We start from the raw sequence: 26,456 nt of genomic DNA, 5'->3' as shown, positions 1-26,456 counted from the left end.
TCAATCAGAACGTTCACGATTTTCCCGAAAAAAGAAAACCCGTACACAAGTATGTAACGGGTTTTCGCGATTATCGATTTACAGGAGACTGTAGAGACGGATATCAGGGAATTTGTCATTGAACCAGCGCATCGCGAAGTCGTTCTCGAACAGGAATACGAGGTTGTCGAAACGGTCCTTGACGAGCATGGAGCGCGGTCCGGTCATCGATTCCTTGACGTCCGATTCGTTCTCGATCCAGCGGGCCACTTTGTTGCCGATATGCTCCATATGCACTTCCACGTTGTATTCGTTCTTCATTCGGTGTTCGAACACTTCGAACTGCAGCTGACCGACAGCGCCGAGCAGCACTTCTTCCGTGTGAAGCGTCTTGTAGTACTGGATCGCCCCTTCCTGCACGAGCTGCAGGATCCCTTTATGGAAGTGTTTCGACTTCATGACATTCTTCGCGGTCACACGGACGAACAGTTCCGGGTTGAACTGCGGCAGCGCCTCGAACTGGTACATCGACTTGCCGCCGACGACCGTGTCGCCGATCTGGTAGTTCCCCGTGTCGTACAGGCCGATGATGTCGCCGGCTACCGCCTCGTTCACCGTTTCGCGGTCATCCGCCAGGAACTGTGTCGTCTGCGACAGCTTGACTGTTTTGCCGATACGCGGGATCGTCACGGACATCCCCCGGTCGAACGATCCCGACACGATCCGGACGAACGCGATACGGTCGCGGTGGGCAGGGTTCATGTTGGCCTGGATCTTGAAGATGAACCCGGAGAACTCGTCGTTCATCGGGTCGACGTATTCATCATTTTCCGTCAGGCGCGGCTGCGGCGACGGCGCGAACTTCAGAAACGTCTCAAGGAATGTCTGCACACCGAAATTCGTCAGTGCGCTGCCGAAGAACACCGGCGTCAGTTCACCCTTCGCAATCCGGCTCTCATCGAAATCATTGCCGGCTTCGTCGAGCAGCAGCACATCTTCCACTGCTTGTTTGTAATAGGAAGTTTCCGTCATCGCGTGCGGCGCTGCAAGTTCCCCGTCGTCGTTCAGTTCGAGGTATTTCCCTTCGCCTTCCGTACGCGCCTGCTCAATGCGGTGATTGTAGCGGTCGTAGATGCCTATGAATTCCTTCCCCATGCCGATCGGCCAGTTCATGGCGTACGACTCGATGCCGAGCACTTCTTCAAGTTCTTCCATCAGCTCGAGCGGCTCTTTCCCCTGCCGGTCCATCTTGTTCATGAACGTAAAAATCGGGATTCCACGCATGCGGCACACTTTGAACAGCTTGATGGTCTGTGGTTCGATCCCTTTCGCGGAATCGACCATCATCACGGCGGCGTCAACCGCCATCAGCGTACGGTACGTATCTTCACTGAAGTCTTCGTGTCCCGGCGTGTCGAGGATATTGACCCGCTTGCCGTCATAGTCGAATTGCAGGACGGAGGACGTCACCGAAATCCCCCGCTGCTTTTCGATTTCCATCCAGTCGGAAGTGGCATATTTGCCGGACTTCTTCCCTTTTACAGTTCCCGCGTCGCGGATCGCGCCGCCGAAGTAGAGCAGTTTTTCCGTCATTGTCGTTTTCCCGGCATCCGGGTGGGAAATGATCGCGAACGTCCTGCGTGACGCGATTTCATCTTGGATTGCATTCTTCATAATGTAGACTCCTCATTCTATAAGCACGGGGATCAGTTGCCGATCAACCCTTTGCCGAACTTTTTTTCTGCTTCCTCGAGCGCGATCACTGCATCCGAATGCGGATACTTCGTCGAGCCGATGATCTGATAGTCTTCGTGGCCCTTTCCTGCGAAGATGATGATATCCCCGACACGCGCCGTTTCGATCGCATGCCGGACCGCTTTTTCGCGGTCTCCGATGCATGCATAGTTGTCATGCGTCATACCGGCAGCAAGTTCGCCGGTGATGGACTCATACGATTCGTCCCGCGGGTCGTCCGTCGTCAGGATGACATAATCCGCTTTCGACGCTTTCTGCGCCATGATCGGACGTTTCTTCCGGTCCCGGTTGCCGCCCGTCCCGATGACGAAGATCAGCTGCTGATCATCCTTCTTATACGGAAGCACAGCATCGATCGCCTTTTCGATCGCGTCCGCGGAATGGGCGTAATCGACGTAGATCGTCAGCGGCAGATCGGTCTCCACCCGTTCCATCCGCCCTTTGATCGGTGCGAGGAACTCGAGCGGTCCGAGGATATCAGGGATCGCCAGGCCTTTCGCATAGAGCGCCGTGATGGCTGCGAGTGCATTCGAGACGCTGAACTCGCCGATCATCCGCATTTCGACAGGGAACTCACCTTCCGGGCATCGTAGCGTGAAGGACGTGCCATCCGTCCGCAGATCGATGTCCGCTGCTCTGAACATGGCGTTCGAATGGATGCCGAACGTCAGGACAGGGTACGCTGTCATCTCCGCCATCTTGGCATGCCACGGATCGTCAGCGTTGACAACAGCGAATTTCGGCTGTGTCAAATCCTGGCCGAGCTGGGCGAACAGCAGTCCTTTCGCATTGCCATAGTTCTCCATCGTCCCATGGAAGTCGAGGTGATCGTGCGTCAGGTTCGTGAAGACGGCGATATCGAATTCCGTCCCAGCCAGCCGCCCTTCGATCAGGCCGTGGCTCGACACTTCCATCGTCATCGTATCGCATTCTTCCTCCGCAGCCTGCGCGATCATCTGCTGGGTCGTCAGCACATCGGCGGTCGTATTCTCGGTTTCGTACAGCACGCCATCCAGATTGAAGCCGATCGTTCCGGAGACGGCAGACCGTTCGCCCGCCCCCATGAGGATGCCATTGATGATGTTGCTGACGCTCGTCTTGCCGTTCGTTCCGGTCACGCCGATCATCTTCATCTTCTTCGACGGATACCCATACCAGCGTGCCGCGAGGACGCCGATCGCCCGTGCCGTGCTGTCAACTTGGACGACCGCTGTCTTCTCCGTATCCACGTCAACCGGCCGGGAGGCGATGATGACGCGCGCTCCTGCTTCGGCAGCCTGCCTGGCGTAATTGTGGCCGTCCACAGTATGACCTTCGATGCAGACAAACATCCCGCCTGCATGGATGGCCCGTGAATCCGTAGTGAGATCGGTAACTTGTTCAGGAAGTGCTCCGGTAATCGCAGTCACCGGCAAAACTTCCAATAAATGTGCTGTATTCATTTGACTCCTCCGTTCCATCATACCGTACAGCGAGTGTTCGGCTGAGCGATGTCTCTGCTGCCGTGTTAGGCAATACACCTAGTATACGTTTTTTTCGCCCTGCCGTCATGGCCGAATTCCTTTTTTCATAAGAAAAACCGCTGACGTCACCGAATCAGCGGTTTGATGTATTTCAGTTTGTTACCGTATGGAGGAAAAGCAGCGCGCATCGGGATCGCCGTGTTCCGGTCGAGCATCGCTTTCTCATGGGTGAACACGTCGAAACTCGCTTTGCCATGATAATTGCCCATCCCGGACGGACCGACACCGCCGAAGGGCAGATGGATGTTGCCGACATGCGAGATCGTGTCGTTGATGCACCCGCCGCCGAACGGCAGCTGCTCCGTGAAATAGCGTGCCGCCTCTTTGTTTTCGGTGAACATGTAACCGGCGAGCGGTTTCGGCAGTTTCCGGATCCGGTGCAGCAATTCGCCGAGATTGTCGTATTCAAGGACCGGCAGGAGCGGCCCGAACAGCTCGTCCTCCATGGACGGGCTGTCGAACGACACGCCGTCGAGGATCGTCGGTTCGATGTACAAATCTCCGCGATCCGTCCTGCCGCCATATTCGACAGCGTGCTGCTCTTTCGTTAGGATGCCGTGCAGACGATCGAACTGTTTTCCATTGACGATCCGGCCATAATCATTGCTCACGGAAGCATCCTTACCATAGAAGCGGACGATCGCTTCTTTCATCTCCAGGATGAACTGCGGCTTGACGGAACGGTGGACCGCTGCATAATCCGGTGCGACACACGTCTGACCGGCGTTCGAGAACTTGCCCCAGACAATCCGTTCCGCAGCAGTTTTCAGGCGCGCCGTCTGATCGACGACCGCCGGACTCTTGCCGCCGAGCTCAAGTGTCACTGGCGTCAGCCGTTCAGCCGCCGCTTTCATGACCACCTTCCCGACTGCGACGCTGCCGGTGAAGAAGATGGAATCGAACGGTGCGTGGATGAGCGCGGACGTCTCCTCCTTCGCCCCTTCCACGACCCGGATGTATTCGGGCGGAAACGTCGACTCCAGCAGCTTCCGGATGACCGCAGCCGTGTGAGGGGACGACTCGGACGGTTTGACGATGGCACAGTTGCCGCCGGCGATCGCGCCGACGAGCGGTTCCATGACGAGCTGGAATGGGTAATTGAATGGACCGATGATCAGCACGGAGCCATACGGTTCCCGCAGGACATAACTTTTACCGGGCTGCAGATGGATCGGCGTTTTCGCAGAAACAGGTTCCATCCAGCTGTCGAGCTCTTTCAGAACATGTCCGATACTCGACAGGACAAAACCGATTTCCGTCACGTACGACTCGAACGCGTTTTTCCGCAAATCAAGATAAAGCGCCTCTTCGATCTCCGATTCATGCGCTTCGATCGCTTCCTTCAAGCGCCAGAGCATATCTTTGCGGAAGTCCGCCGGCCGGGTCGCGCCTGCAAAGTAGAACGCATGCTGCCGTTCGATCATCTGTCCGACATCGTTTGTGGTGAAGGTCATATTCGTCACTCCCCGTTTCGTTTCCCTCATCTTACCGGCTCGCCGGACAAGACGCAAAAATAGCGGCTGCCGATTAACAAAAAACTCATTCGATGTCAATGACTCAAAAGGTACGTCTTCGGCAGGAAGAACTTCCGACAAAATACGCAGGTTATGGATGCGTGTCGAATCATATACTAAGATCATCAGCCGGCCATCCATCAGATCGGCCGCTGCAGGACTAATGACACGATTTCAAATTGAACGTTTACCGGATTCTACCTCGGGGGTAAAGAAAGATACAAGCAAGCACAACTCATAAGGAGGAATTGGATATGACGACAACAGACACTTGGTGGGAAACGATCTTTGCAGGGAATTTGGAAATCGGGCTGGACAAAGCACGGATGGACGAACTGGAAGAAGAGCACTTCCTCTATTTCAAAGACGAAGAAACTGAACTTGAGGCCATGAACTGATTTTGTCCAACACATACGCCCAGATGACTTTTGTAAACGATTCAGGTACATAAAACAGCTTTTCTTTTCGCATCCAACATGAAAAAAGAGAAGCTGTTTTTATTGTGGGGAAAAACGTATATTCCAATCAGCCGGCAGGCGTTTCGATGCTCCTCCATAAATACAACGCCGCATAGCTCAAATACGGCGACCAGTCCGGAAAGCGCTCGCGGATTTCCGCTTGAGTCGGTTTGCGGTCCAGGTCCCACAATGCTTTCAGCGCGTTCTGCAGTCCGATATCCGCAGTCGGGAACAGATTGGGACGCCCGAGGCCGAACATGAGGAACCCTTGTGCAGTCCATGGGCCGATTCCCCTGAGGGCTGTCAGCTCAGCGGTCACCTCGTCATCCGTCTTGGTCCGCATCGACTCGAGATCGAGACGGCCTTCTGCAACCGCTTGCGACAGGCCGATCACATACTCCGCCTTGCGGGTGCTGAACTGCAGTTCGCGCAGTTCAGCGACCGTCAGCCGTGCCGCCTGCTCTGGCGCCGGAAAACGCCAGACCCCATCCTGCTGCATGCCGTACAGTTCCATGAAGCGCATGAGCAGCACATTGGCGAACGACAGATTGAGCTGCTGATGGATGATGCTTTTCACAAGTTCCCCGTACAGCGAAAAACTGCGGACGAGCGGCGTCCCTGCGTGTTCTGCAAAAATCGGAGCCAGGTCCGTATCGGCGAAATGAGCCGCAATGCCGTCCAGCGGCTCGTCAAAATGGAAGATCCACCGGACGCGTGCCAGCTGTTTTTCATCCAGCAGACCGCTGATCCTGAAGGACGGTTCTCCAAAAGTCCCCGTCCCCTGCACACTGACGAGATTCCCTTCGTCCATCGGCACCCGCACGAGCCGCTCATCGAGGTCGACTGCATGCACTGGATTGCCCGCCAGCCGGGCCAGTGCACGGTCGAAGTCATAAGGGTACGGCAACCCGATTTCCACAGTCATCACACATCACTCCTGCATAAAAGCTTCTATTGGATTATAATACCGCTTTTTCCCGTTCGATGACAGGGAACAGCGCGAGCACCCGGTCAATCAGGAATGTCCGCTTCGCATGGCGCATGTGGCAATACGCTTTGAACGAGAACTCCCCTGTCTGAAGTACCGTGACCGCCCGTTTTGTGCACTGCCCGTCCTTCGCACGGTAGATCATGATCATCGGTGTCCCATTTCTTATAGCTTTCTCCAATTGATTGCGCACGTACGTTCCCCTCCCTTTTCTTTTATCATACCGAATATACGTTCGCAAGTAAAGAGATATGAACGGCAAAAAAAAGCCTGTTAAGAGACTTGGCTCCAAACAAGCTTTACTGATTTTCACTGATGCGACAAAACAATCTTCCGGTATAGATGAACTGTGAAGAAATAATATCCTCCGTAGATCGCCAGGAAGATCAGGATGGACACCCAGAGGCGATAATACGGTTCTTGCAGGATGAAGGAAAATAACCGCATGCCGACTAAAACGTGCATCAGGCCTAATACGCCCGGGAAGAGAAAGACAATCAGAATCTCCCGGCTTATGGAATTCTCCAGTAGTTTGCGGCGCACACCGAGTTTCCGCAGACTGTCGTACCGGCGGATGTCATTCGCTGCGCCGGACAGGATCTTGAACATCAGGATGCTGGCCATCATCGTCAGGAACGCCAGGCCGAGGAAGAAGCCCATGAAAAACGTACCGCTTGCTAATGCGTATTGCGATTTGAACTGGGAATACTTGCTGGTAACGGCATCTGTTTTGGGATCGAAACCGGGCATCATCGTGCTGTATACGTCATTCTGAAGCTCTTCTAACGCCTGCCATTTCTGAAGATACGCAGAGAAATCAGCAGTCCTTGCGAGCAGGATCGAAACTTCTTCCCCCGTGATGCGCTCATATTGTTCGAGCGGCACAATGCGGAACGATTTCGTACCGGCAAGGGCGGGATTGATCGTCTCGAGTGCAGCGACCCAATTGTCAGGGATGATCTGGTAGTCATCTTCGATTTTCATATTCTCCGGAAGCGGTTCGGGACGCACAACCCGATAGGTTTCCCAATCTGTGACGAGCGGCGGTGCAGCATTCAGTTCTTCACGGACATAGTACAGATAGGTATCATCCTGTTTCACATGGAAGCTGTTCTGTTCCTGAAGCGGGATTGTCGCTAACAGAGCTATTTCTGCAGATCCGGGATTGTACAGCGCGGCGTCATACTGCCACGACCTGTCGATGGATAGGAAAGCATCGTTTTTAAATGCGAACCCTCCGGCGATAGCACCGGCTGACAGGGCGATGAGCATAGCGATGGTGGCGAGCACCCATTTCAGCGAAGACAGCCGGAAATTCAGCTGACCGGAAGTGAACGCATTGATCCCTCTCAGGTTCGCTTTTTTGTTCCGCTTCCATTTCCGGACAATGACCGGCAGCAGTGCCGCGAACAGCAGGTAAGTGCCGGCTGTCGTAGTCACCGGCGCAGTGAAAAGCCCTATGAACCGCAGCTGCTCCATGAAATAGAGGGACAAATAGCCGATGCCGAGGAACAGGACACCGAGCATCGTCTGCAGTGCCGTGAGTGTCGGTTTCTTCACGACCCGCTCGCTCTGCACGTCGGAGCGCAGCAACTCAATGATGGGAGTTTTCGCGAGCCGCGCTGAATGGACGGACGAAGTGATGAAAGAAGCGATCAAAAAATAGACCGCTGTCCACATAACCGCTGGTACATAGATGACTTTGAATTCGGCGAACCCGACATCCAATCCGCTCATCAGCAGCCATGACACGACGCGGGATAACAGAACGCCGAGCGCTAGACCGATGACAAGCGCGCCTATCGTAATGACCAGCGTCTCCAGACGGAATACACGTCCGATCTGCTGCTTCTTCACGCCGATCAGCCCATACAGGCCGAATTCCTTTTTCCGCAGAGACAGCAGGAACGAATTCGTATAGAACAAATAGAAGAACGTCGTGACGGAGAGCAGCACCGTGCCGACGAGAAAGACCGGCTGGATATGATTGATGACGGAATTCCGGGCGATGAAGTCTTTGTTCAGTGACATAGTCAGGAACATATAGAAGACAGCAACGGATATGATGAGTCCTGTAAAAAGAATGAGGTAATCCCGCCGTTTCTTCCTCATACCAGTCAGGGCCAGTTTCAGGATCATGCGCGGCCACCCGCCCCTGACCGGCGATCCAAGTCGCCGAGTACCGTGAGGATCTCCTGATGGAATGCTTCCCGTGTGCCGGACGGGACGAGTTCACGATCCAGTTTACCGTCTTTTATGAACAGCACGCGGCTGCAATAGCTGGCGCTGCGCGGATCATGGGTCACCATCAGGATGGAAACGTTCCGGACAGCGTTCAGCTCAGCCAAGGTGTCGAGCAACGTCTCGGCGTTCCGGGAATCGAGTGCACCGGTCGGTTCGTCCGCCAACAGCAGTGCCGGTTCATGGATAAGGGCCCGGGCGATGGCGGCCCGCTGCTTTTGTCCGCCCGATAATTCAGCAGGGTAGTTCTCCAACAGTTCCCCGATTCCTATAATGCCGGAGACCTGAAGAACACGATCCTGGATTTCCTCTACTTCTGCATTCCGGAGCGACAGAGGCAGCGCAATATTCTCAAACACCGTCATGCTTTCCAACAGGTTAAAATCCTGGAAGATGAATCCAAGGCGCTCAGCACGGAAATCCGATAGCTGGTCTTCGGTCATCGCCGAAACGGAAACCCCGTCAATCGTAATATCCCCTTCCGTCACCGGATCCAGCGTTGCGACCATATTCAACAACGTCGTTTTCCCGGATCCCGAGGGCCCCATGATGCCGATGAACTCCCCTTCGTTCATCGAAAAAGATAAGTCGCGAACTGCCGTATAGGCGGCAGTCCCTTTCTTGCCGTATGTCTTCGAGATATTTTTTGCGTGTAAGATAGGTTTCATGCAAATTCCTCCAGTTGTTATGCTCTGTCTGACTACCTTTAGTCTACTGGTGGAAAATGAAGAATCCCTTCGGACAAAAGTGAAGATTCTTTTAATATTGGAGGGAAATACTTATGATGATCTTCTGCAGTTTCTTGAGGGGAGATGAAGAGGATGACCAACCGTCTAGGTTCCGAGAACACAAAAAAACAGACCCTAGGCATCCGGCCTAATAGGTCTGTCTTGGTGAAGTATCGTGTTCCGACAATACTTCCGAGGGTTTGGCACCCAATGACTCCGACTGGGCTCGAACCAGCGAGTTCTGTCGTGGTTTTATGGGAATGAGGACTAATACATAGAACTAGCGCGGTGCCGCTCCCGCTACGTTTTTAACTAGGTTTTCGATAGTTATTAGGTCGGCTCACTCTCCAGTGATGGAACTTACAATACCGGTCGATACCGTGCTATCCCAATAACATTCATCGTCCCACTCTTTCGTCAAATTGTTAGGATCGAATAATTTTTCCCTAAACGAAAAATAGGTATTGTCGAACTTATTCCTGTCCAAATGAGGAAGTTATATTTGCAGTAATCTCCATAAACGGTATCCATGCTTTCACTCTCTTACAGGAATAAAAAGATGATGATTAGGATGATGGGAATCGTGATGAAGATTGTCATCAGGCATCCACAACCTGCCATTTTCCCTCCGACTTGCTGCATCCCCTTTCCGGTTTCCTCCATCTTTTTCGAGCGTGCAATCCATTTATCGTGTGCGGCTTTCTGTTTATCATTCAATTTGCCGTATGCGTCATCAGCTGGTTGTATCTTCGGTTCATCTATCTCTGGAGTGAAAGAGTCCTGATTGTTATAATGGAAGTGCACGGCTAGTCCGCGCGTCATTTCCTCATCTTCGAGCACGTCTTTGTCTTCAATTGGATCGTACCCAATCGCTCGGGACTTCCCGCCAGTGAACTCGACTGTAACTCGAGAGACGCTTTCATCACCTATCAAAGATTGTGCCTGCTTAGTATAATCCTTCTTCACATAGCCGACGTGATGTTTCTTTCCATCTACATCAGAGAGGTACACTTTGATCGCGTTCGGATCGTATGGATTTTCTGGTTCTTCTACGAATTCAACCATACCAAGGATTTCCTGTCCCTCATATTCTGTCTCACTCAATCCGTCTTCAAGCATATCTTTTCTAGAGTATCCATTCCAAGATTCCAACTGATCTGCCCGCTTATACCCGGCGGCAATTTTTTGCAAGAGTGTTTGTATATCTTCTCCACTTTCATTTTTCATAGTAACGCCTGCAACTCGCAAGAATTTGTCATACATGTTGTATTTCCCCTTTTCCTTCAGTATAAATGAATGCTTGGTTAAAGAAAACCATCTACCCGGCAGAAGGTGGGTGGCCAAAGAGTGTACGGCATCAAACTTGTAGTCCTTGGTCGATGCTATAAAGCATCTTTGTCTGAATCTTTCTAATGAAACATAGATCTGCGGGCTCACGCTGCAAATCTTCGTATCCTCCCCTTACACTCTCGGTCGCGTCCTCAGTTATACAGAGCCTGCCGTGCCGTCTGTTTTCTGCTGTCCACTTCTCAATCTTCTTTAAATTCACTTCATAGGGATACCTAAACCTGGTTCATATAGAAAAAACACCTCTATGTTAGCGTAATTAGTTTCATTGCCTACTTCTCAACGTAAGGTGTTTTTAGTTGTTGTTTAACTTTTAAAGCTGTCCTGATTTTTACGTTTTCCTGAACCAGCTTTTTCTACGCAGTATCACGGCTTACGATCGTTCGTTTTAATTCCGCCCCATTTTCACCCCATAGAACACAAAAAAACAGACCCTAGGCATCCGGCCTAATAGGTCTGTCTTGGAGAAGTATCGTGTTCCGACAATATTTCCGAGGGTTTGGCACCCAATGATTCCGACTGGGCTCGAACCAGCGATCTCTACCCTGTCAAGGTGTGAAAGCGGACTTTCACATAAAATCAACAGGTGTCCAAACCTTACAATGACGCTGTTTGTCGGTCACTATATTAACTATGACAGTCACTCTTGACCGACTTCTTTCGATATTGGTCACTAGTTGGTCACTCGTCGGTCACTTTATAAAGGGAGGAGGATGATTGGCGAAGCTGAATACTGCACGCATAGAAAACGCCCTATCCGTAATTGGATAAGTCGTTTTTTCAATCCAGATGCTGGACCACAATGATCAGATCGGCTGGGATCCGCTCGGCGGAAAACGGATCCTCCAGGACGACCAGCCGGTTATGTATGTCGATTTCTTCGATGGTGCTTATGTAGCTAGTGATGCGATCATCTTGCCGGATGCTGACCTATGTCATGCAGCGCTTCATGCGCGCCGATTCGAAAAGTGTCTGGATCTCTTCAAGGTCAAACTCGGACAGTACCGGTTGCGGTAACTTATCGTCCTCAGCCTGCCATTCTCTCAACTTGGCAATATGCTCTGGCAGCATAATGGCCGTCCATTTGTTTCTGTCGCGGCCTCTTATCACGTGATCATCTCCCTTGGTAAAGTATAGAAAGATATGTATATGTGCAAAAAACACGTATATATGTTATAGTTTTTCTAACTTCCTTTTATATCTAAGAGTATGATATGGTATATTTGATTTTACAAACTAATCTGGATTTGATATATTGTAGGTATCGCTTATGTGCATACATTTTAACAAAAGGGGGAGAAGTGAAGTGAATACTCATAAACCTTCTATAAAAATTTCCGATATAATTAGTTTTAAAATAGATTTATCCCACGAAAAAAAAACAAAAAACACAAATACTATAGTTATAAAAACAAAGTAAGATCTTTTGATCTTACTTTGTTTTTATTATTTTCCCTAAAAATTATATGTCTTTCTCCAGTGTTGGCTCTTCCTCTGATGCGGCAATCGACTTATCACTAACAAGCTCCAAGCCATTGTTTACTATCAATTCTTGATACTCTTCTTGAAACCTTAGGTCTTTATCTAAACCTTGAGTAATAAAATACAAAGCCTGCTGCTTATCTATCTCAACTTCACAATAATACTTCGCTAATTCATAGTAATATTTTTGTTGAAGCTGAGACACATACATTCCGGAATTGAAATTTTCATCCTTTTCTATAGCTTCCTCGTAATATTTCTTGCCATTTTCAAGATCGCCTTGATTACGGAAATACCAATAACCAAGAGTCGCGTTAGGGATTGAATTAGTTGGATCCAATTCAATGCACTTCTCCAGTACATTATTTATACCCTCTATCTTACCTAACCCTTCAGAAATTTCTCCATAACTAATATTATTAACAATATTCACAATTGCACTTTTCACTTTTAATGACTTTTCTTCAAATATGAAATTTTGTATTTCATGCGAACTCATAAATATGTTTATAAGATTTATACTTTTCGATTCTGTATTAAGACCACTTAAAATAAAATCAAATTCATCGTTAGTAAGATCATCGTCGTCTGTTATAATAAACTTAACATAAACCATAGGTAATTGTTTATCTAAAATACTCGATATTTTTCTGTTGAACGGTATAGTTAATTCTAGTCCAAATTCAATATCAAAATCAAATTCTATAGCACCAAAAAGTTTACCTTCTTCATCAATAAATAACATACTTTCCAAAATTCTATTTAGCTGTTTCTTAAAATGTAACTTCCTTTTAGCAAGTTCAAATTCTAACATATTTAAACCATCGATCTCTATAAATGATGATTTTTCATTTAAGTGTATAGGATTTGTCCCAACCAAATTTGTGTCCAGTTTGACTGTATGAAAGTCTTTATAGCTTTCGGAGAGAGATGTAAAGAAATCTTCACAAGCATTTTTTAAATCTTTTTCTGAATAAGTATTAATACTTACAGCATCATTTTGAAACCAAAACAACCATCGACCTTCGCTGCTAAAATGAATATATAAGAATACTGAAATATCCTTATTTGAAACCTCATATATAAAACAATCACTTTTATTAGTAATATGCGGTGTAAAGTTCAACGCTCCTAATATCTTGTCTTTGTCAAACTCAGAATCTAAATGGATTACTGACATAAACAAAGTGACATTTTTTTCTCGTTCCTCTTTTATAATATATTTTGGGAATTTGTAATCCACGCTATATAGAGGACATGAAATTGCACCCTCTTTACTCTCCGTTTCTTCAACTATTTCATCATTTAGAGAAGATTTTTGAAGAGGTATAAAATCGTCGACTATTGTATCTACTTCTTCTTGGTTAAGCTCAATTAAGCTTTTTATAGAATGAACCATTTTAGCCATCTCTTTTACAGATGTGTTTACATCAAAGTCAAACTCATAATCGGCAGTTTGTCTTAGCCAGTATAATCGCAGTGCGATTACATACAACATCCAAATTTCTTTCTCACTGTCTTTTTCAAGTGACATAATAAAAGAAAAAGCGATTGCTTTTTTTACATTAATTTCTTGGCTTGTATCTTCTCTTGATAAATCTTCGAATATTTTTTTGTATGCATCCACTGAATCTTTTGCTGTATAATCAACCTTGAATAAGTAATTAGATAAATAAATTATGTTAGGTGTTAAAAATGAATTACTCTTTTCTTCTATTTTCCAAGTGTATTTTAATAACATAAAAGGATCAATATTCTTTTTAGAACTATGGTGCGTTAGCCTCTCTAATAACTCGCTCGATTTTTCTAAATCTATCTCATCATTTTTCTTGATCTCTTCAGTGAATTTATAAAACATAGAACTTGTGTAATGTTCAATTTCATCAAAAATTATTTCATTGTCAGTCATTTTTAATTCTTTATTATAATAATTATATAACAAGGTATTAGTGTACTTATGAAAAGAATAGTATAAAAGGCTGGCACATGATCTCAAATCATTTTTCAAAAGAGATGTTATAGAAGATGTAAGGTTTTCTCTAGAAGTAATATTGTAGACTTCATATCTTTTCGCCACATGTTTAAATATTTTCTTTCTAATATCCTCAATTTCATTTTCATCTTCAAGTATCGGAAAAAAAGATATTGAATTAGGAGAAATTTCAATTGCTTTTTTCTCTCTATTGCTTATCATTTTTAATATAAAGTGGTCTGACAAGGGATTGGAATGCGATTTATTCGTTTCATATCCTTCTTCACAAAACTCAGTTATTAATTGTGTGAAAGTAAACTCATCTATCACTCTGCCAAAATAAAATTTTGTTGCAAAGTTTTCTTTTACTGGACTAAGAATATTGTTAGTCATAACTTCCCCCTCTTTTCTATACTCAGACTACTAAATTCTCAACATAAAAATTTTTTAAAAGATAACCATTGCTAAGTAGCAAAATTGGTAATAGCTAGTATTTTACAACACCAAATTCAATTATAGCATAGAAAAATTAGTTAGTTACCATTTTATTGGTGCAGTATTTAAAGCTTTTTTATAGAGTTAAATTGGCCATATAAAAAAGCCCCGTCCAATAAAGGATAGGGCTTGGTATGCGTTATTAAGACTTCCCGACAATATGGCCGCTATAAATCGCCACGAAGAGCACACCGATAGCATCTGAAATGGCCATCTCACTTGCCAGCATGTTGTCAGGACAAATAAAAAAGCCCTCCCGTCCGCAATGGATAGGAGGGCTTACCTGTTTACTTCTTCTTCGCGTCTTCGACTGCTTTCCGTGCGACATAGCTGAGCGTGAGATCATAAGCCTGCCTGCGCGTCATGGTAGGCGCCTTATCAGAGTGATCCACCTCAAACACGCCGGTCTGGCGAGCGCATCTGAGTAGATTCGCCATGTCTTTTTGTTGGGTTAACGGAAGTCGTTGATCCAATTCGTCCATCTCCTCTTTTGATAGTGTCTTTTGTGAGGCCAGTACCTCGGCCATTTTCTTTTGACCTGCCGGCCCATACAGGCCATCCGGAGTCAGGCTGTTTGCTTTCTGAAAGGCAATGTATGCCGCTTTCAGCGACGGACCGAATTGGCTATCCTCTGCTACCTTGTAGCCGAGCGTATTCAGTGCCTTTTGCAGTACCAGGACTCTCGAACCTGAATCACCGTATTCAACGTGCCAGGCGCCTCCCGTGCCCGCCGTGGATGCGCTCCCGGCCGGTGCTTTCCAGTTTACCGGCACTTGGAAATGCGGCTTGTCCGGCGTCTTAGTCCAGTCCCCTCCCCACTGGATGCCGAGACGTCGAGCGATTGCACCTGCTTTGTTAAGCGTCGCCGTGTCGTACAGATTTTTAGGCGGGTTAACGGCAACATCCCAGGCCAGTCGGCTCATGTGATTAGAGTTCAGCGTCCAAGTGACTTTTGGTTTGTCTAGATCACGGGTTCGACCCTGAGCATACAACCACTTCTGACGCTCCGCTGACCGGTACGTCTTGGTGATAAATACGTTGAGTCCTGCTGCGTGGCACTCTTGTAAAAACAGACGGCAGGCTTTCTGTGCGGCTGGCAGGAGGGCATTGATGTCTCGGTTCGCTGTTTTGACACTCATCAGACCTCACTCCTTTCCAGTAGCATCAACGCCGCTTTATTGTTCTCGAGCATGTGCCGCATCTCTTCAAGCGCCTGGTCCACCAGCTCACTAAACAGCTCAAACCTGACAGTCTTGGCAAACCATCCAAAACGCTCTATGAACAGATTGTAGACATAGCGCAGCTTGAGCTAACCGGTGCCTCCTCCCAGTTCCGCCTCAGCCTGTGTAACGGCCAAGAGCAGCCATGACTTGACCTTTTGCAATTGGACCTCGGAAGGCTGCTTGATAAAGCCGTACACAAAAAAGCCGCCGACCGTCAGGAGGACGATCAGGGCGAACAGGACAGGACAGTATTCAAATAGGAAATTCATCTTGTGGCTCCTCTCTTATGTACTATTCAATTTCGTGCATAGATGCGGAGGGATCCTCCGACATCTTCTTTTCCACTGCGTCACTGACTTCTTTCTTGGTCTTCCGGTTCGCAAACAAACCAACGCCTTCCACGGCGAACACAGCCCCGATAATCGTCAGCAGGGGGGGCACCGTCATGTCCAGAATCTCCATATACGTATTGCTCATCTCAACGCCGAACGCTGACAGGATCATACCGAGCGCCGCGAAGACGAAGAATGTGGAGACCGACATGGTCATGATGAACGCGCGATCCGTCAGCCCCTTGACCAGTAGTTCTGCTTCTTCGGTTTGCCCATACCATCACGCCTTCTTATGCCGGATGGTCGTATGCTTGACGAGCGGTATGCTCAGCAGCGTGAAGACCGTCATGCAGCCGAAGGTGATCGTTCCGATGCTCGGGAAGGACAGCGCATAGCAGACGGTCATCGTCGCGTACAAAGCGCTGCTGAGTGCCAAGCCAGTGACCCGCATCCTTATCCAGTTAAACATCAGCCCGGCCGCTTTGAGTGTACAGGCAGCGACGAAGGTGAAGCCCCACACATACTGCGGATGACTGCGGCCATATAGCATAGGTCTTCACCGATGGCCCGTCATACAGCATAGTCGGAAACAGAAAAACACCATGGTGTTCGCCATCGAAAACACCGTCGTATACAGATCGAACATCGGTGGGATGCTATACGGTATCTTCTGATTCACTTTGTCAACCAACTCTTCCAACTCGATTTTCTGTGGATCCATATCGCACCTCAATTCTTTATCAGCCAAGAGATGACCGTTTCAATCACGCCGAGCATGCCGGTGCCGAGGGTAGCGAGTGACGTGCGGTTAAACCACTTCACCGTCTCCTCGATGCCGTCCAAGCGCTTGAAAATCGTCACTAGTTTCTCCACGAGGGATGCATGGAATGTCTCTATCACCAGCTTCCACTCATGAAAAGATTCGATTTTTTTCCTATTGTCATTGGTCTGCTTCTTGATCTGCATCAGTTCCCATTTTTTTCATCCATGTCGACCCCCCTCGACTTCCTTCGTGACAAATAAAAAGAACGCCCGGGTGGACGTTCCATCATTCAAAATACTGTCGCTTTAATTTCTAGTGCATGGTCATCGGTCACTCGCAACTCGTGCAAGTCGACCTTTCTACTTTTTTCAAGTTGCCTAGCTGACTGCTCGGCTTGTGCAGCTTCGCTATCTGTTTTAAAACCAAGAACCAGAGTTGCTCCATTAGCTTCCGACAGTTTTCTAAGCAGTTCCTCTTCATTCATAAATAGTCACCTCCCTCCACCTTCCAATATTCGACAAAGGCGTAGGGAGTCCTTCTTACGCAGGTATCCAGTTACTCTTTATCCATCAACTTGCCCTAGCAATCATTACAAACATTGTCCTCGTGTCTTGGACGAAACATCTCATTACAGTAAACACAAGCTTTGTAGCCCTTATTCGATATTGCCCACCTTTGTTGTGCATCCTTCGCCATTTCCTCATCGTACTGTCTAGACATGAAATCCACTCCTATATTATTGTCTCACGACTATAATATAGGACTTGTTCGTCAAGACTTTTAAGAAACTGAGAAGAAAATACATTTTATTTTTCCTTCTCCACCTGATCAGCCAGATACTCCGCAACCGGCACCTGGTACTTCTCCGGCAAACTGTCAATCTCCCGCGCGCCAGCTTTCACCAGCAGCGCATAGACGGGCACCATGTATGGATAGACCATCACTCCGCACCTCCCTTCGCCGCTTTGACTTCAGCTTTCAGCTCTTCGACTTGCTCCTGTAGCCCGGCCATCGCTTCCAGCAGGACGAGCACCGCTTCATCGACTTGTGCCGACACCTCCGGGAACAGGGGCTCGAGTGGTCCGAGCGTCCCGTCCGGCTGCCGGCGTCTCACCATCATCATTGTGTCAACGCCCACGTTATCCGATAGATTGGTTTGTCCCCTGTCCAGGACAGCTTGATTGCGATCTTCTCCGCTGGCAGGTCAGCCAGGTACTTGTAGAAGTCCTCCACCCGGCCGGCCATATCCGACGGGCCGGAGGAATCCAGCGTCATCGCCGTATATTGCTTCTGCTCCGTCCCGTTGGTCATGCTGATCTCGACAGTCACAGCCTGATCCGGATGCCGCTCGAGCCACAACAATAGCCCTTGCGCGGTACTGGCAGGCGGGATGAGAGTATACCGATGCACGGACTTGGCCAAAGGCGTCAGTGGTTCGCTGTCTTAGGCAGTTGAAGAGTCAGACTTGTCTTAAAGATGTAAGCATAGTTTGTTTCGCCAATGAAAGTGTACTCGCCAAGTTCAAGACAGGAAAACAGGAGATCGAACGACCGGCCGCTGTCCGGGCAACGATTAACTCCGTGTACAAGCCGCCGTTTAGTTTGTTAGAAACAATTGTTTAATTGCCGTCGAGATCTAAAATCGTTACGCTGATGGGGACCTTGTCGGTGCCGATCAGGTCTTATGCAGTGGTGAACGTATTGATTGTCAGCATGGGTGGACGGTTAGGAACGATGTAGAAAGTACGCTCATCGACTGCGGACTTTCCACGTTCGTCATCCTCTGCCCAGACTTTGAGCGCGGAGTATACATCTTTTGCGAGAGAGCCTGATAGTTCCATGACACCATCATATAACTTGTTGCATTTAAAGATGAGATACTCGTCGAAGCTGATACAGGTGATGCTATTACTGATAACCATGGCGATAACAAAAGGAAGTAAGTCATAAACTTGGTAGTAGAATTTTATTTTCAATGTAGAGACTTCTAGAAGAGATTGGAGACGCATGAGGAAAACAGCTTTTATGTACGTAAAAAAAGCCAATCCAGGGAGACAGTTAATTTTATCTGCATTTCCTGAGCTGGCTTTTTCTGTGTAGAATCGTGGCTAACAACCGTTTATATTTATTTTTCCGCCCCATTTTCACCCCATAATACACAAAAAAACAGACCCTAGGCATCCGGCCTAATAGGTCTGTTTCGTGTAAAGAACCGCGTTCCGACGGTCTTTACGAGGGTTTGGCACCCAATGATTCCGACTGGGCTCGAACCAGCGACCTCTACCCTGTCAAGGTAGCGCTCTCCCAGCTGAGCTACGGAATCGGGATTATGCAGTTGGCTTGTGGAGCAGCTGTTTGAGGTAAGCTCGCTGTCCTAAGCACATGTATGATAATATCACGATATCGGAGAAGGTGCAATACCTTTTTCGAAAATAATTTATCCGGCGTCGATTTTTTGTCGCTTTCCACTTTGGGCAGCATATACTGACTATACCAGGTCATGTACGGAGGTGGTCATCATAGTCAGCATAGACGATTTCGACGCGTATGGTATTGAGACGTCCGGCCAGGCGGCGAAGCTCGCTGTGTTCGGGAGTGTCGTGTCGCTGATCGGCGATGCGATCGTTACGTATGCTGCCGCCCTGGCAGTGGAGGAGCAGCAGAACGCACCCGATACGGGCGATGTGATGGATGAACTGAACGAACTGAAGCAGCAGATGTCCGAGCTGACCCGGGAGCTCAAGAAAGCCCGGCAGAACGAACAAAAGGACCCTTCCCACCGCGATCATGCCGGCGGCTGAAGGGTCCTTTTTCTATTATTATTTCGACAATTCGTCGAGTGCGAGCACTTTCAGCGACAGCAGTTCCTCGGGTGTCAGACGGCTTTCGACTTTCCGGAGCAGCTCCTGCTGTTCAGCTTCCGTCATGCCGGACTGTGCCTTCTGCTGCATGTCTGCGAGTTCGCTGACGCTGAATTTCTTCAGGACCGCGCGGGTTGCCTGCTCCTTCGTCTTGATGGGCAGTTTGCTGCGGTCCGCGGTCTTCGCGTCCTGTAAATAGGCCTGGACGTCCGCGTTGCTGTTCAGTTCGCTTTTGACTTCATCGAGCTGCCCGGACGACTCCAGCTGGCTAGTCACTTCATTCATCGCCTTGTCCGCGAGCCAGTTCGTCCCGAAATAGTAGGCGGCCGCGATGACGACCGCGAATACGATGATGACGGCAAAAAGTCGTTTGATCCACTTCACAGGTCCTTCCCCCTTCGTTTCCTTTCCCAATAGACGTTCCTAGTCCGAAAAAGGTTTCAAAAAACAAGCCCGTCTGACGGTGAGATCAGACGGGCTCTTCTTATGCAGTGACTGCTTTTTCCTTGTTTTTCGAAATCAGCTGGATGGCAAACAGGATGGCAAACAGCGCCAGTCCGATGAAGTCCGTATTCGTTTCCGGATAGATGAGCATCATTCCGGTCGCAACGGTGATGATCCGCTCGATCCAGTTCAGCTTCCGGTACCAATAGCCGATCAGTCCCGCCCCGATGGCGATCATCCCGACGATGGCGGTGGCGGTCACCCAGATGATCTCCCACACACTCGCATCGATCATCAGCATCGCCGGATTGAAGACGAACATGTACGGGATGATGAAGGCGGCGATTGCAAGTTTCGCTGACGTAACCCCGGTTTTGATCGGGTCTCCGCCGGAAATGCCGGATGCCGCAAATGCAGCAAGGGCAACAGGCGGCGTGATGTCCGCGATGATGCCGAAGTAGAACACGAACAAGTGCGCAGAAATCGCAATGACGACAGGCACTGGCGCGTTCGGCGTGTCAAGCATGAGCAGCGTGATGATCGCCGGTGCAGCGATCGTCGACGTGATAACGTAGTTGGCCGTCGTCGGCGAACCCATGCCGAGCACAATCGCAGCAAACATCGTGAAGATAAGCGTCAGCAAGATGTTTCCTCCAGCCGCTGATACGAGGCCGTTTGCGAGGCTCAGTCCGAGTCCTGTCTTCACGACGACGCCGACGATTATACCGGCACAGGCAGTTGCCGCAGCTACAGCAAGGGCTGTGCGCGCGCCGTCGACGAGCGCCTGGATGATGTCCTTGAAGCCGAGCCGTGTTTCTTTGTTGAACGCACTGACGATGAGTGTCAGCACAATACCGAGCAATGCCGCTTTCATCGTCGGGATCCCTAACAGCAGGAAGACGATGATTCCGATGATCGGCAGCAGAAGATAGATCTTTTTCAGTGTTTCCTTGCGGTTCGGAATCTCTTCCGGCCGCATCCCTTCAAGACCGACACGCTTCGCTTCGAAATGTGTCATGATCCAGATGCCCGTGAAGTACAGGAGTGCGGGAATAGCTGCAGCCTTCGCAATCTCCCAGTACGTGACACCTCCGATGAACTCGACCATCAGGAACGCAGCAGCCCCCATGATCGGCGGCATGATCTGCCCGCCTGTCGAAGCGGCTGCTTCCACTCCGCCCGCGAACTCTTTGCGGTAGCCGAGTTTCTTCATCATCGGTATCGTGTACGAACCGGATCCGACGACGTTCGCGACGGAGCTTCCTGAAATCGTCCCTTGCAGGGCGCTTGAGAAGATCGCGACTTTCGCCGGCCCCCCCGTCAGCCTTCCCGCCAGTACAACAGCTAGGTCGTTGAAGTAGTTCCCGACGCCGGTTTTCACGAGGAATGCACCGAACAGCAGGAAGACGAAGATGAACGTCGCCGAAACGCTGATCGGCGTTCCGAGGATCCCATCTGTCGTAAAGAACATGAGCTGCACGAGATTATCGAGGTTCTGCCCTCTGTGCGCGAGGAATCCCGGGAAATACGGTCCGAAGAACGCGTAGACGAGGAACACCCCGGAAATGATCGTGATCGGCAGACCGACAGCGCGGCGTGCCGCTTCCATCGTCAGCAGGACCGCCAAGATTCCGACGATGAGGTCAAGATCCGTTACGCGGCCGACACGCAGGACCAATTCGTCCATGTTGAGCGGCCAGTACAGGCCGACCCCGATCGCCAGGAGCGACAGGATCATGTCATAGAATGGCACCTTGTTCCGTTTGACACCCGGCTTTTTACGCGCAGGGAACAGCAGGAAAATGAGGGACAGTGCGAATCCTAAGTGGATGGACCGCTGTACATAGGCGGTGAACGGTGTTCCGATCGATGTATACAGCTGGAAGATCGAGAACGCCAGCAGGCCGAAGAAAACGATCTTGCCGAGTATGCCGGCCAAATTCCTCGTATTGGATTCAGGATCGTATTTTTGGAGCAGTTCGAGCTGTTCCGCTTCCGACAGCGTGTCGAACCGCTCGTCGTTCGGATCGGTGATCAGATCCTTTTTCTGTTTTTCAGTATTCTTTGCCATTCAGTCTTGCTCCTTTCAGCAGTTCAATTAAGGTCAGCTTCTTCACGCGGAACTCGTAGGAGTGCCCCCGTTCGAGAAATCTTTTCAAGTCCGTCTCCTCACCCGAGTAGCGGAACGCCAATTGCGCGTCCACATCGCCGATATACAGCACGAATGAGTCGATGACTTTGTCTTCGTATGTAAGGGTATAGATGCCCTCATCCGTGACTGTCAGCGATTCGCCTTCTTCCGCATGTGCCGGCAGTCCGATTCCGACGTCTTCATAGCGCATCGTCAGGAAGCGGATCGACCGATCGGGCAGCACCCGGTAGGTTTCGATGACGTCCGTCAAAAAGATCGAATGCACGTAACGGATCTGGAACTCATCGTCATCCGCTAGCAGCTTATACGCAAATCGAGGATGCTCAGTTCGTGTTTCGGTGAATGTAAATGCCTGTTTGACCGGGATCGTCCAGGCAGCGATCAGCAGCACGATCAGCAGAAGAACTAGCGGAATCAGCAATCTTTTCACCCGCTCACCTCTTCAAAACACGGTTTTTGAATGACGAAGGGGACGGCAGAAGCAGCCATCGCCTCACCGTCCCGACATTCCACAACGATTATTTGTTCACTTCATCGAAATACTTCTGTGCGCCCGGGTGGACAGGGATCCCAATTCCGTCAAGACCTGTTTCCGGTTTGATGAGCTTCCCTTTTGCGTGCTGCAGTTTCGGTGCGTTGTCGTAAATGGCTTTCGTGATTTCGTAAACCAAGTCTTCCGGCACGTCGTTCTTGATTGCAAGCATTGCGCCGACGGAAACAGTCGGTGTGTCTTTTTCCAGGCCGTATGTTCCGGCTGGAATGACTTCTTTCGCGTAGTACTCGTATTTACTGATCAGTTCGTCGGCTTTGTCGTCTTCGACAGGCACAACGAATACTTTCGCAACAGCATTCAAGCCTTCAACCGCGCCAGTCGGAGTTCCTGCAGTGATGAACGCTGCGTCGATCTGGCCTGCCTGCAGGCTTTCCTGGGATTCCCCGAAGTCCAGGTTCTGCGGTTTGATGTCTTTCATGGACAATCCGTGGATTTCAAGGAGCTGTTCAGCGTTCGCGTACGTACCGGATCCCGGTGCACCGACGGATACTTTCTTGCCTTTCAGGTCGTCGAATGTCTTGATGCCTGTTTTTTCGAGTGTGACGAGCTGGACAGTTTCAGGGTAAAGTGCCCCGAGAGCCGAGACGTTGTCGACTTTGTCCCCTTCGAACATCATTGTGCCTTCCGTCGCATAGTAAGCGATGTCTGTCTGCACGAAAGCGATTTCAGCGTCGCCGTCTTTCAGTGCTGTCATGTTGGCAGCGGAAGCCTGTGATACTTCAGCGGACGTTTTCACACCCGTATCTTTCTGGATATTTTCAGCGATGGCGCCGCCAAGAGCGTAGTATGTCCCTTGTGTGCCGCCTGTCAGCAGGCTGAGGAACTTAGGGTTTTTACCGCCGCTATTTGAGTCCCCTCCTGCATCTCCGTCTTTTTTCGCGTCGTCATCCGAGCCGCAAGCTGCAAGCGCCAACACTGCGATGAGCAGCATCGAGATGAGACCAAAAAGTTTCTTGTTCATCCAATTACCCCCTAGGTATCTATTTCACTAGTAGAGTCTATAATAGCATGTAAGCGGGTTCAATTGTCAATCCTTTTCAGAATACAGAAATTCTTGAAATCGGTTTCATTACATTTACAGCAAAAAGCCATTCCTCCGGCAGTCGGGGAATGGCTTTTCTGTCATATGATGATGAAACTTTATTTCACTTTGTTTCATATATCTGGCCGGGTATTTGTTACTTTGCAGCGTCCCGGACGTCCTCGAACGTTAGTCCCGCTTCTTCGAGGTCGCGTGAACGGTGGGCGATCCGCGCAGCTGCGCACGAAGCGACACTCGCGACGAGGTCATCCAGGAATGTATGGCAGTGATCGCCTTTTTTCGTATCGAGATCGTTGATGATGCCGATTTTGTTTTTGTCCAAGTGGCCGAACGTCGTCACGGCGATCGATCCGTAAGTGAATACGGCGCCGAGTGCGATCGTTTCGTCCACCCCGAACAGGCCTTCGTCCGATTCGACGATTTCCTGCAGGGGCGAAGAAAGTTTCTTCTGTTCGCACAGCTCGTCCAATTCGATGCCGACGAGGATGGCATGCTGCAGTTCCCGCTTCCTCAGAACGTTGACGACCGAATCCACACACTGTTCAAACTGCAGTTCCTGATTATAGGGTGCTTGCATTTCGTAGACGATTTTCGCAATATCCTCAAGCTGGACACCGCGCCGCTCCAGTGCTTCCCGGGTCGCTTTCGCGATCACTTCCGAGCGTACTTTACTCTCTCCGTCAAACATGATCATCCATCCCCTTCTTGTGATTCGTTTCGCCAGCGTCTGGCGGTTCTGCACATTATACCCTCTCTGTATCGTATGTTACAATCTTCTGTAGCAGAACCGAAAAAGGAGGCTGTCCCATGACACAAGGCAAGATCCATGACATCCAATTCTACAGCGAGGCCCTTCAGGAGGAGATGGAGCTGCTCATCTACCTGCCTGCCAATTTCACCCCGCTCTTGAAATACGCAGTCCTGTTCGCTTCAGACGGCAAGGATTACTTCCAATATGGACGGATCGGCAAAGTCGTCGAGGAGTATATGTCGAAGGAGGAGATCGAGAACGTCATCGTCGTCGGCATCCCGTACAAGTCGGTAGCGGAACGCCGTCGTCTGTATCATCCGGACGGCGACCGCCAGAAAGACTATATCCGCTTCCTCGCCCACGAGCTTGTACCGTATATCGACAGCGAGTATCCGACCTACCAAGTCGGCGGCGGCCGTGCGCTGATCGGTGATTCGCTCGCTGCGACCGTGTCCCTGCAGACCGCATTGCAATATCCGAACTGTTTCAGCCGTGTCATCCTCCAGTCGCCTTATGTCGATGAAACTGTGCTGGAAGCGATCGAATCCGCGAAAACTCCCGAGCAGCTGTCCGTGTACCATGTCATCGGCACCGGAGAGACGGAAGTCGTCACGACAGCCGACGGCAAGCAGGATTTCCTGACACCGAACCGACAGGCAAAACAATTATTCGAGAATAAAGGGTTTCCGTACTTCTATGAAGAATTTAAAGGGGACCACACGTGGAAATACTGGCAGCCTGATGTACGTCGCGCTGTCCAGATGGTATTCGGTCAATAATCACTCGGACAATTTGCAACAGTTCTGCTATACTTGATGGCAGAAGTGTATTTACTTTCCTAAGGAGGTTTTTCACATGAAGTATGGAGTAGTCGCATTTCCTTCCAAACAACTGCAAGACTTAGCCAACGGGTACCGCAAGCGCTATGACCCCCGCTATTCCAAAATAACACCTCACATGACACTCAAAGAAGTGTTCGAAGCGGATGAGCGTGAAATCCGTCAAGTGGCGGAAGCGATCCGTAAAGTGGCAAGAAACAAGAAACCGTTTGAATTGAACGTGTCGAAAGTGAGCACATTCGCACCGATCACGAACACAATATACTTTAAAGTGAATCCGAATGAGGAACTGTCATCCTTGCACGACGCGTTGAACAACGATGACTTTTTCGGAGGACTTCCAAAATATTCGTTCGTCCCTCACGTCACGATTGCGCAGGATCTCACATCCGGAGAGCACGATGATATCATCGGCCAGCTGAAGATGATCGGCGTGGACCACACAGAGACGATCGACCGTTTCCACTTACTCTACCAGCTCGACGATGGATCTTGGACAGTTTACGAAACTTTCCATCTGCAAGAGGATAACTGATTTGTACGATGTGAAGATTGCTGTGTCGGAGAACGAACGGGAAGACGCGTTCACCGTCCGTAAAAAAGTGTTCGTCGAGGAACAGGGTGTTCCGCTGACGCTGGAACTCGATGATTTCGACCAGACAGCGTCCCACTTCGTCGTCTATGACGGCGGGAAAGCGATCGCTGCAGGGCGAATCCGCAGTACGTCCGAGGACATCGGCAAAGTGGAACGCGTCTGTGTATTGAAAGAATACCGCGGAAAGCATCTCGGTAACTTGATCATGCACGCGTTGGAAGAACAGGCGGCGAAGACCGGGCTCAGCAAGATTGTGCTGAATGCCCAGTCGTACGCTGTCCCTTTCTACGAAAAACTCGGGTATACGGTCACTTCCCCTGAATTCATGGACGCGGACATTCCGCACCGTGCCATGGAGAAAACGGTAACCACAGCAATGTAACTCAACACGAAAACCCCCATTCCGATTATGGAACGGGG

30 protein-coding genes and 1 tRNA gene are annotated in these 26,456 nt (G+C 49.6%); 5 read left to right on the top strand and 26 right to left on the bottom strand.

The genetic code is table 11. The features are described from left to right. Window positions 1–78 precede the first annotated feature (78 nt). The 3 genes from NFU03_RS00590 to NFU03_RS00580 all read right to left on the bottom strand — a co-directional run bounded on the left by NFU03_RS00590 (window position 79) and on the right by NFU03_RS00580 (window position 4,711). Window positions 79–1,653 (bottom strand): peptide chain release factor 3, encoded by a 1,575-nt coding sequence (locus NFU03_RS00590; RefSeq protein WP_251635194.1) that lies wholly within the window; start codon window positions 1,651–1,653, stop codon window positions 79–81. 32 nt (window positions 1,654–1,685) lie between these two features. Next, on the bottom strand, window positions 1,686–3,176 hold the full coding sequence (locus NFU03_RS00585) for a UDP-N-acetylmuramoyl-L-alanyl-D-glutamate--2,6-diaminopimelate ligase (RefSeq protein ID WP_251635192.1): 1,491 nt from the start codon (window positions 3,174–3,176) through the stop codon (window positions 1,686–1,688). A gap of 146 nt (window positions 3,177–3,322) precedes the next feature. Next, entirely contained in the window at window positions 3,323–4,711 is a 1,389-nt protein-coding gene (locus NFU03_RS00580) for an aldehyde dehydrogenase (RefSeq protein ID WP_251636191.1), read from the bottom strand. 314 nt (window positions 4,712–5,025) lie between these two features. Here NFU03_RS00580 and NFU03_RS00575 point away from each other — a divergent pair, with 314 nt between their 5' ends. Beyond that, window positions 5,026–5,169: a hypothetical protein gene (locus NFU03_RS00575; RefSeq protein ID WP_251635190.1), complete on the top strand. Its 144-nt coding sequence runs from the start codon at window positions 5,026–5,028 to the stop codon at window positions 5,167–5,169. Window positions 5,170–5,296: 127 nt separating this feature from the next. Here the strand turns inward: NFU03_RS00575 and NFU03_RS00570 are convergent, their stop codons facing one another. The 18 genes from NFU03_RS00570 to NFU03_RS00485 all read right to left on the bottom strand — a co-directional run bounded on the left by NFU03_RS00570 (window position 5,297) and on the right by NFU03_RS00485 (window position 19,122). Then, a complete protein-coding gene (locus NFU03_RS00570; protein WP_251635188.1) occupies window positions 5,297–6,154 on the bottom strand; it encodes a DNA-3-methyladenine glycosylase family protein in 858 nt (285 codons plus the stop codon). 34 nt (window positions 6,155–6,188) lie between these two features. Beyond that, the gene (locus NFU03_RS00565) at window positions 6,189–6,410 is read right to left on the bottom strand and encodes a WYL domain-containing protein (protein ID WP_251635186.1); all 222 of its coding nucleotides are present in this window, start codon (window positions 6,408–6,410) and stop codon (window positions 6,189–6,191) included. 116 nt (window positions 6,411–6,526) lie between these two features. Continuing rightward, entirely contained in the window at window positions 6,527–8,356 is a 1,830-nt protein-coding gene (locus NFU03_RS00560; RefSeq protein WP_251635184.1) for an FtsX-like permease family protein, read from the bottom strand. Then, entirely contained in the window at window positions 8,353–9,126 is a 774-nt protein-coding gene (locus tag NFU03_RS00555) for an ABC transporter ATP-binding protein (RefSeq protein WP_251635182.1), read from the bottom strand. The genes NFU03_RS00560 and NFU03_RS00555 overlap by 4 nt, the downstream gene beginning before the upstream one ends. Window positions 9,127–9,729: 603 nt before the next feature. Beyond that, complete coding sequence (locus NFU03_RS00550) at window positions 9,730–10,449, bottom strand: HIRAN domain-containing protein (RefSeq protein WP_251635180.1); 720 nt, start codon at window positions 10,447–10,449, stop codon at window positions 9,730–9,732. 1,014 nt (window positions 10,450–11,463) lie between these two features. Next, the gene (locus tag NFU03_RS15765; protein ID WP_398289698.1) at window positions 11,464–11,604 is read right to left on the bottom strand and encodes a YolD-like family protein; all 141 of its coding nucleotides are present in this window, start codon (window positions 11,602–11,604) and stop codon (window positions 11,464–11,466) included. Window positions 11,605–11,995: 391 nt separating this feature from the next. Then, entirely contained in the window at window positions 11,996–14,380 is a 2,385-nt protein-coding gene (locus NFU03_RS00540) for a tetratricopeptide repeat protein (RefSeq protein WP_251635177.1), read from the bottom strand. Between the two features lie 389 nt (window positions 14,381–14,769). Further along, a complete protein-coding gene (locus NFU03_RS00535; RefSeq protein WP_251635175.1) occupies window positions 14,770–15,621 on the bottom strand; it encodes a peptidoglycan-binding protein in 852 nt (283 codons plus the stop codon). A 170-nt stretch (window positions 15,622–15,791) separates the two neighbouring features. Further along, complete coding sequence (locus NFU03_RS00530; RefSeq protein ID WP_251635173.1) at window positions 15,792–15,974, bottom strand: hypothetical protein; 183 nt, start codon at window positions 15,972–15,974, stop codon at window positions 15,792–15,794. A gap of 22 nt (window positions 15,975–15,996) precedes the next feature. Beyond that, a complete protein-coding gene (locus NFU03_RS00525; protein WP_251635171.1) occupies window positions 15,997–16,254 on the bottom strand; it encodes a hypothetical protein in 258 nt (85 codons plus the stop codon). Window positions 16,255–16,317: 63 nt separating this feature from the next. Next, window positions 16,318–16,506 carry a hypothetical protein gene (locus tag NFU03_RS00520; RefSeq protein ID WP_251635169.1) on the bottom strand — a complete coding sequence of 63 codons (189 nt, stop codon included), beginning with the start codon at window positions 16,504–16,506 and terminating at the stop codon, window positions 16,318–16,320. Between the two features lie 260 nt (window positions 16,507–16,766). Next, entirely contained in the window at window positions 16,767–16,937 is a 171-nt protein-coding gene (locus NFU03_RS00515; RefSeq protein WP_251635167.1) for a hypothetical protein, read from the bottom strand. Between the two features lie 152 nt (window positions 16,938–17,089). Further along, the gene (locus NFU03_RS00510; protein ID WP_251635166.1) at window positions 17,090–17,284 is read right to left on the bottom strand and encodes a hypothetical protein; all 195 of its coding nucleotides are present in this window, start codon (window positions 17,282–17,284) and stop codon (window positions 17,090–17,092) included. 322 nt (window positions 17,285–17,606) lie between these two features. Then, window positions 17,607–17,741 carry a CD1375 family protein gene (locus NFU03_RS00505; protein WP_251635165.1) on the bottom strand — a complete coding sequence of 45 codons (135 nt, stop codon included), beginning with the start codon at window positions 17,739–17,741 and terminating at the stop codon, window positions 17,607–17,609. Beyond that, window positions 17,741–17,923 carry a hypothetical protein gene (locus NFU03_RS00500; RefSeq protein ID WP_251635164.1) on the bottom strand — a complete coding sequence of 61 codons (183 nt, stop codon included), beginning with the start codon at window positions 17,921–17,923 and terminating at the stop codon, window positions 17,741–17,743. Before NFU03_RS00500 ends, NFU03_RS00505 begins: the two co-directional genes overlap by 1 nt. Then, a complete protein-coding gene (locus NFU03_RS00495; protein ID WP_251635163.1) occupies window positions 17,920–18,162 on the bottom strand; it encodes a hypothetical protein in 243 nt (80 codons plus the stop codon). The genes NFU03_RS00500 and NFU03_RS00495 overlap by 4 nt, the downstream gene beginning before the upstream one ends. Window positions 18,163–18,481: 319 nt before the next feature. After that, window positions 18,482–18,775 (bottom strand): hypothetical protein, encoded by a 294-nt coding sequence (locus NFU03_RS00490; RefSeq protein WP_251635162.1) that lies wholly within the window; start codon window positions 18,773–18,775, stop codon window positions 18,482–18,484. A 274-nt stretch (window positions 18,776–19,049) separates the two neighbouring features. Further along, a tRNA-Val gene (locus NFU03_RS00485) sits at window positions 19,050–19,122 on the bottom strand. A 187-nt stretch (window positions 19,123–19,309) separates the two neighbouring features. On the opposite strand from NFU03_RS00485, the gene NFU03_RS00480 reads away from it, so the two are divergent. Then, window positions 19,310–19,600 carry a hypothetical protein gene (locus tag NFU03_RS00480; RefSeq protein ID WP_251635161.1) on the top strand — a complete coding sequence of 97 codons (291 nt, stop codon included), beginning with the start codon at window positions 19,310–19,312 and terminating at the stop codon, window positions 19,598–19,600. An 18-nt stretch (window positions 19,601–19,618) separates the two neighbouring features. On the opposite strand, the gene NFU03_RS00475 is transcribed toward NFU03_RS00480, so the two are convergent. From NFU03_RS00475 to NFU03_RS00455, 5 genes are all read right to left on the bottom strand, one after another. Then, a complete protein-coding gene (locus NFU03_RS00475; protein ID WP_251635160.1) occupies window positions 19,619–20,044 on the bottom strand; it encodes a hypothetical protein in 426 nt (141 codons plus the stop codon). Between the two features lie 100 nt (window positions 20,045–20,144). Further along, the gene (locus NFU03_RS00470) at window positions 20,145–22,175 is read right to left on the bottom strand and encodes a TRAP transporter permease (RefSeq protein ID WP_251635158.1); all 2,031 of its coding nucleotides are present in this window, start codon (window positions 22,173–22,175) and stop codon (window positions 20,145–20,147) included. Continuing rightward, entirely contained in the window at window positions 22,159–22,686 is a 528-nt protein-coding gene (locus NFU03_RS00465; RefSeq protein WP_251635156.1) for a DUF1850 domain-containing protein, read from the bottom strand. The genes NFU03_RS00470 and NFU03_RS00465 overlap by 17 nt, the downstream gene beginning before the upstream one ends. Window positions 22,687–22,774: 88 nt before the next feature. Then, window positions 22,775–23,770, bottom strand: coding sequence for a TAXI family TRAP transporter solute-binding subunit (locus NFU03_RS00460; protein WP_251635155.1), 996 nt, complete (start codon window positions 23,768–23,770; stop codon window positions 22,775–22,777). A 217-nt stretch (window positions 23,771–23,987) separates the two neighbouring features. Then, window positions 23,988–24,539, bottom strand: coding sequence for a phosphatidylglycerophosphatase A family protein (locus tag NFU03_RS00455; protein WP_251635154.1), 552 nt, complete (start codon window positions 24,537–24,539; stop codon window positions 23,988–23,990). 119 nt (window positions 24,540–24,658) lie between these two features. Here NFU03_RS00455 and NFU03_RS00450 point away from each other — a divergent pair, with 119 nt between their 5' ends. The 3 genes from NFU03_RS00450 (at window position 24,659) to NFU03_RS00440 (ending at window position 26,418) form a co-directional block, all read left to right on the top strand. Beyond that, window positions 24,659–25,381: an alpha/beta hydrolase gene (locus NFU03_RS00450; RefSeq protein WP_251635153.1), complete on the top strand. Its 723-nt coding sequence runs from the start codon at window positions 24,659–24,661 to the stop codon at window positions 25,379–25,381. Between the two features lie 76 nt (window positions 25,382–25,457). Then, window positions 25,458–25,976 carry a YjcG family protein gene (locus NFU03_RS00445; protein WP_251635152.1) on the top strand — a complete coding sequence of 173 codons (519 nt, stop codon included), beginning with the start codon at window positions 25,458–25,460 and terminating at the stop codon, window positions 25,974–25,976. 1 nt (window position 25,977) lies between these two features. Then, complete coding sequence (locus tag NFU03_RS00440) at window positions 25,978–26,418, top strand: GNAT family N-acetyltransferase (RefSeq protein ID WP_251635151.1); 441 nt, start codon at window positions 25,978–25,980, stop codon at window positions 26,416–26,418. The last annotated feature ends 38 nt before the right edge of the window (window positions 26,419–26,456 follow it).

It is taken from the genome of Sporosarcina sp. NCCP-2716 (assembly GCF_023707985.1).
GTDB lineage: Bacteria > Bacillota > Bacilli > Bacillales_A > Planococcaceae > Sporosarcina.
Note: the sequence above shows the minus strand (reverse complement) of the source record. Positions and strands in the feature narration are given on the sequence as shown.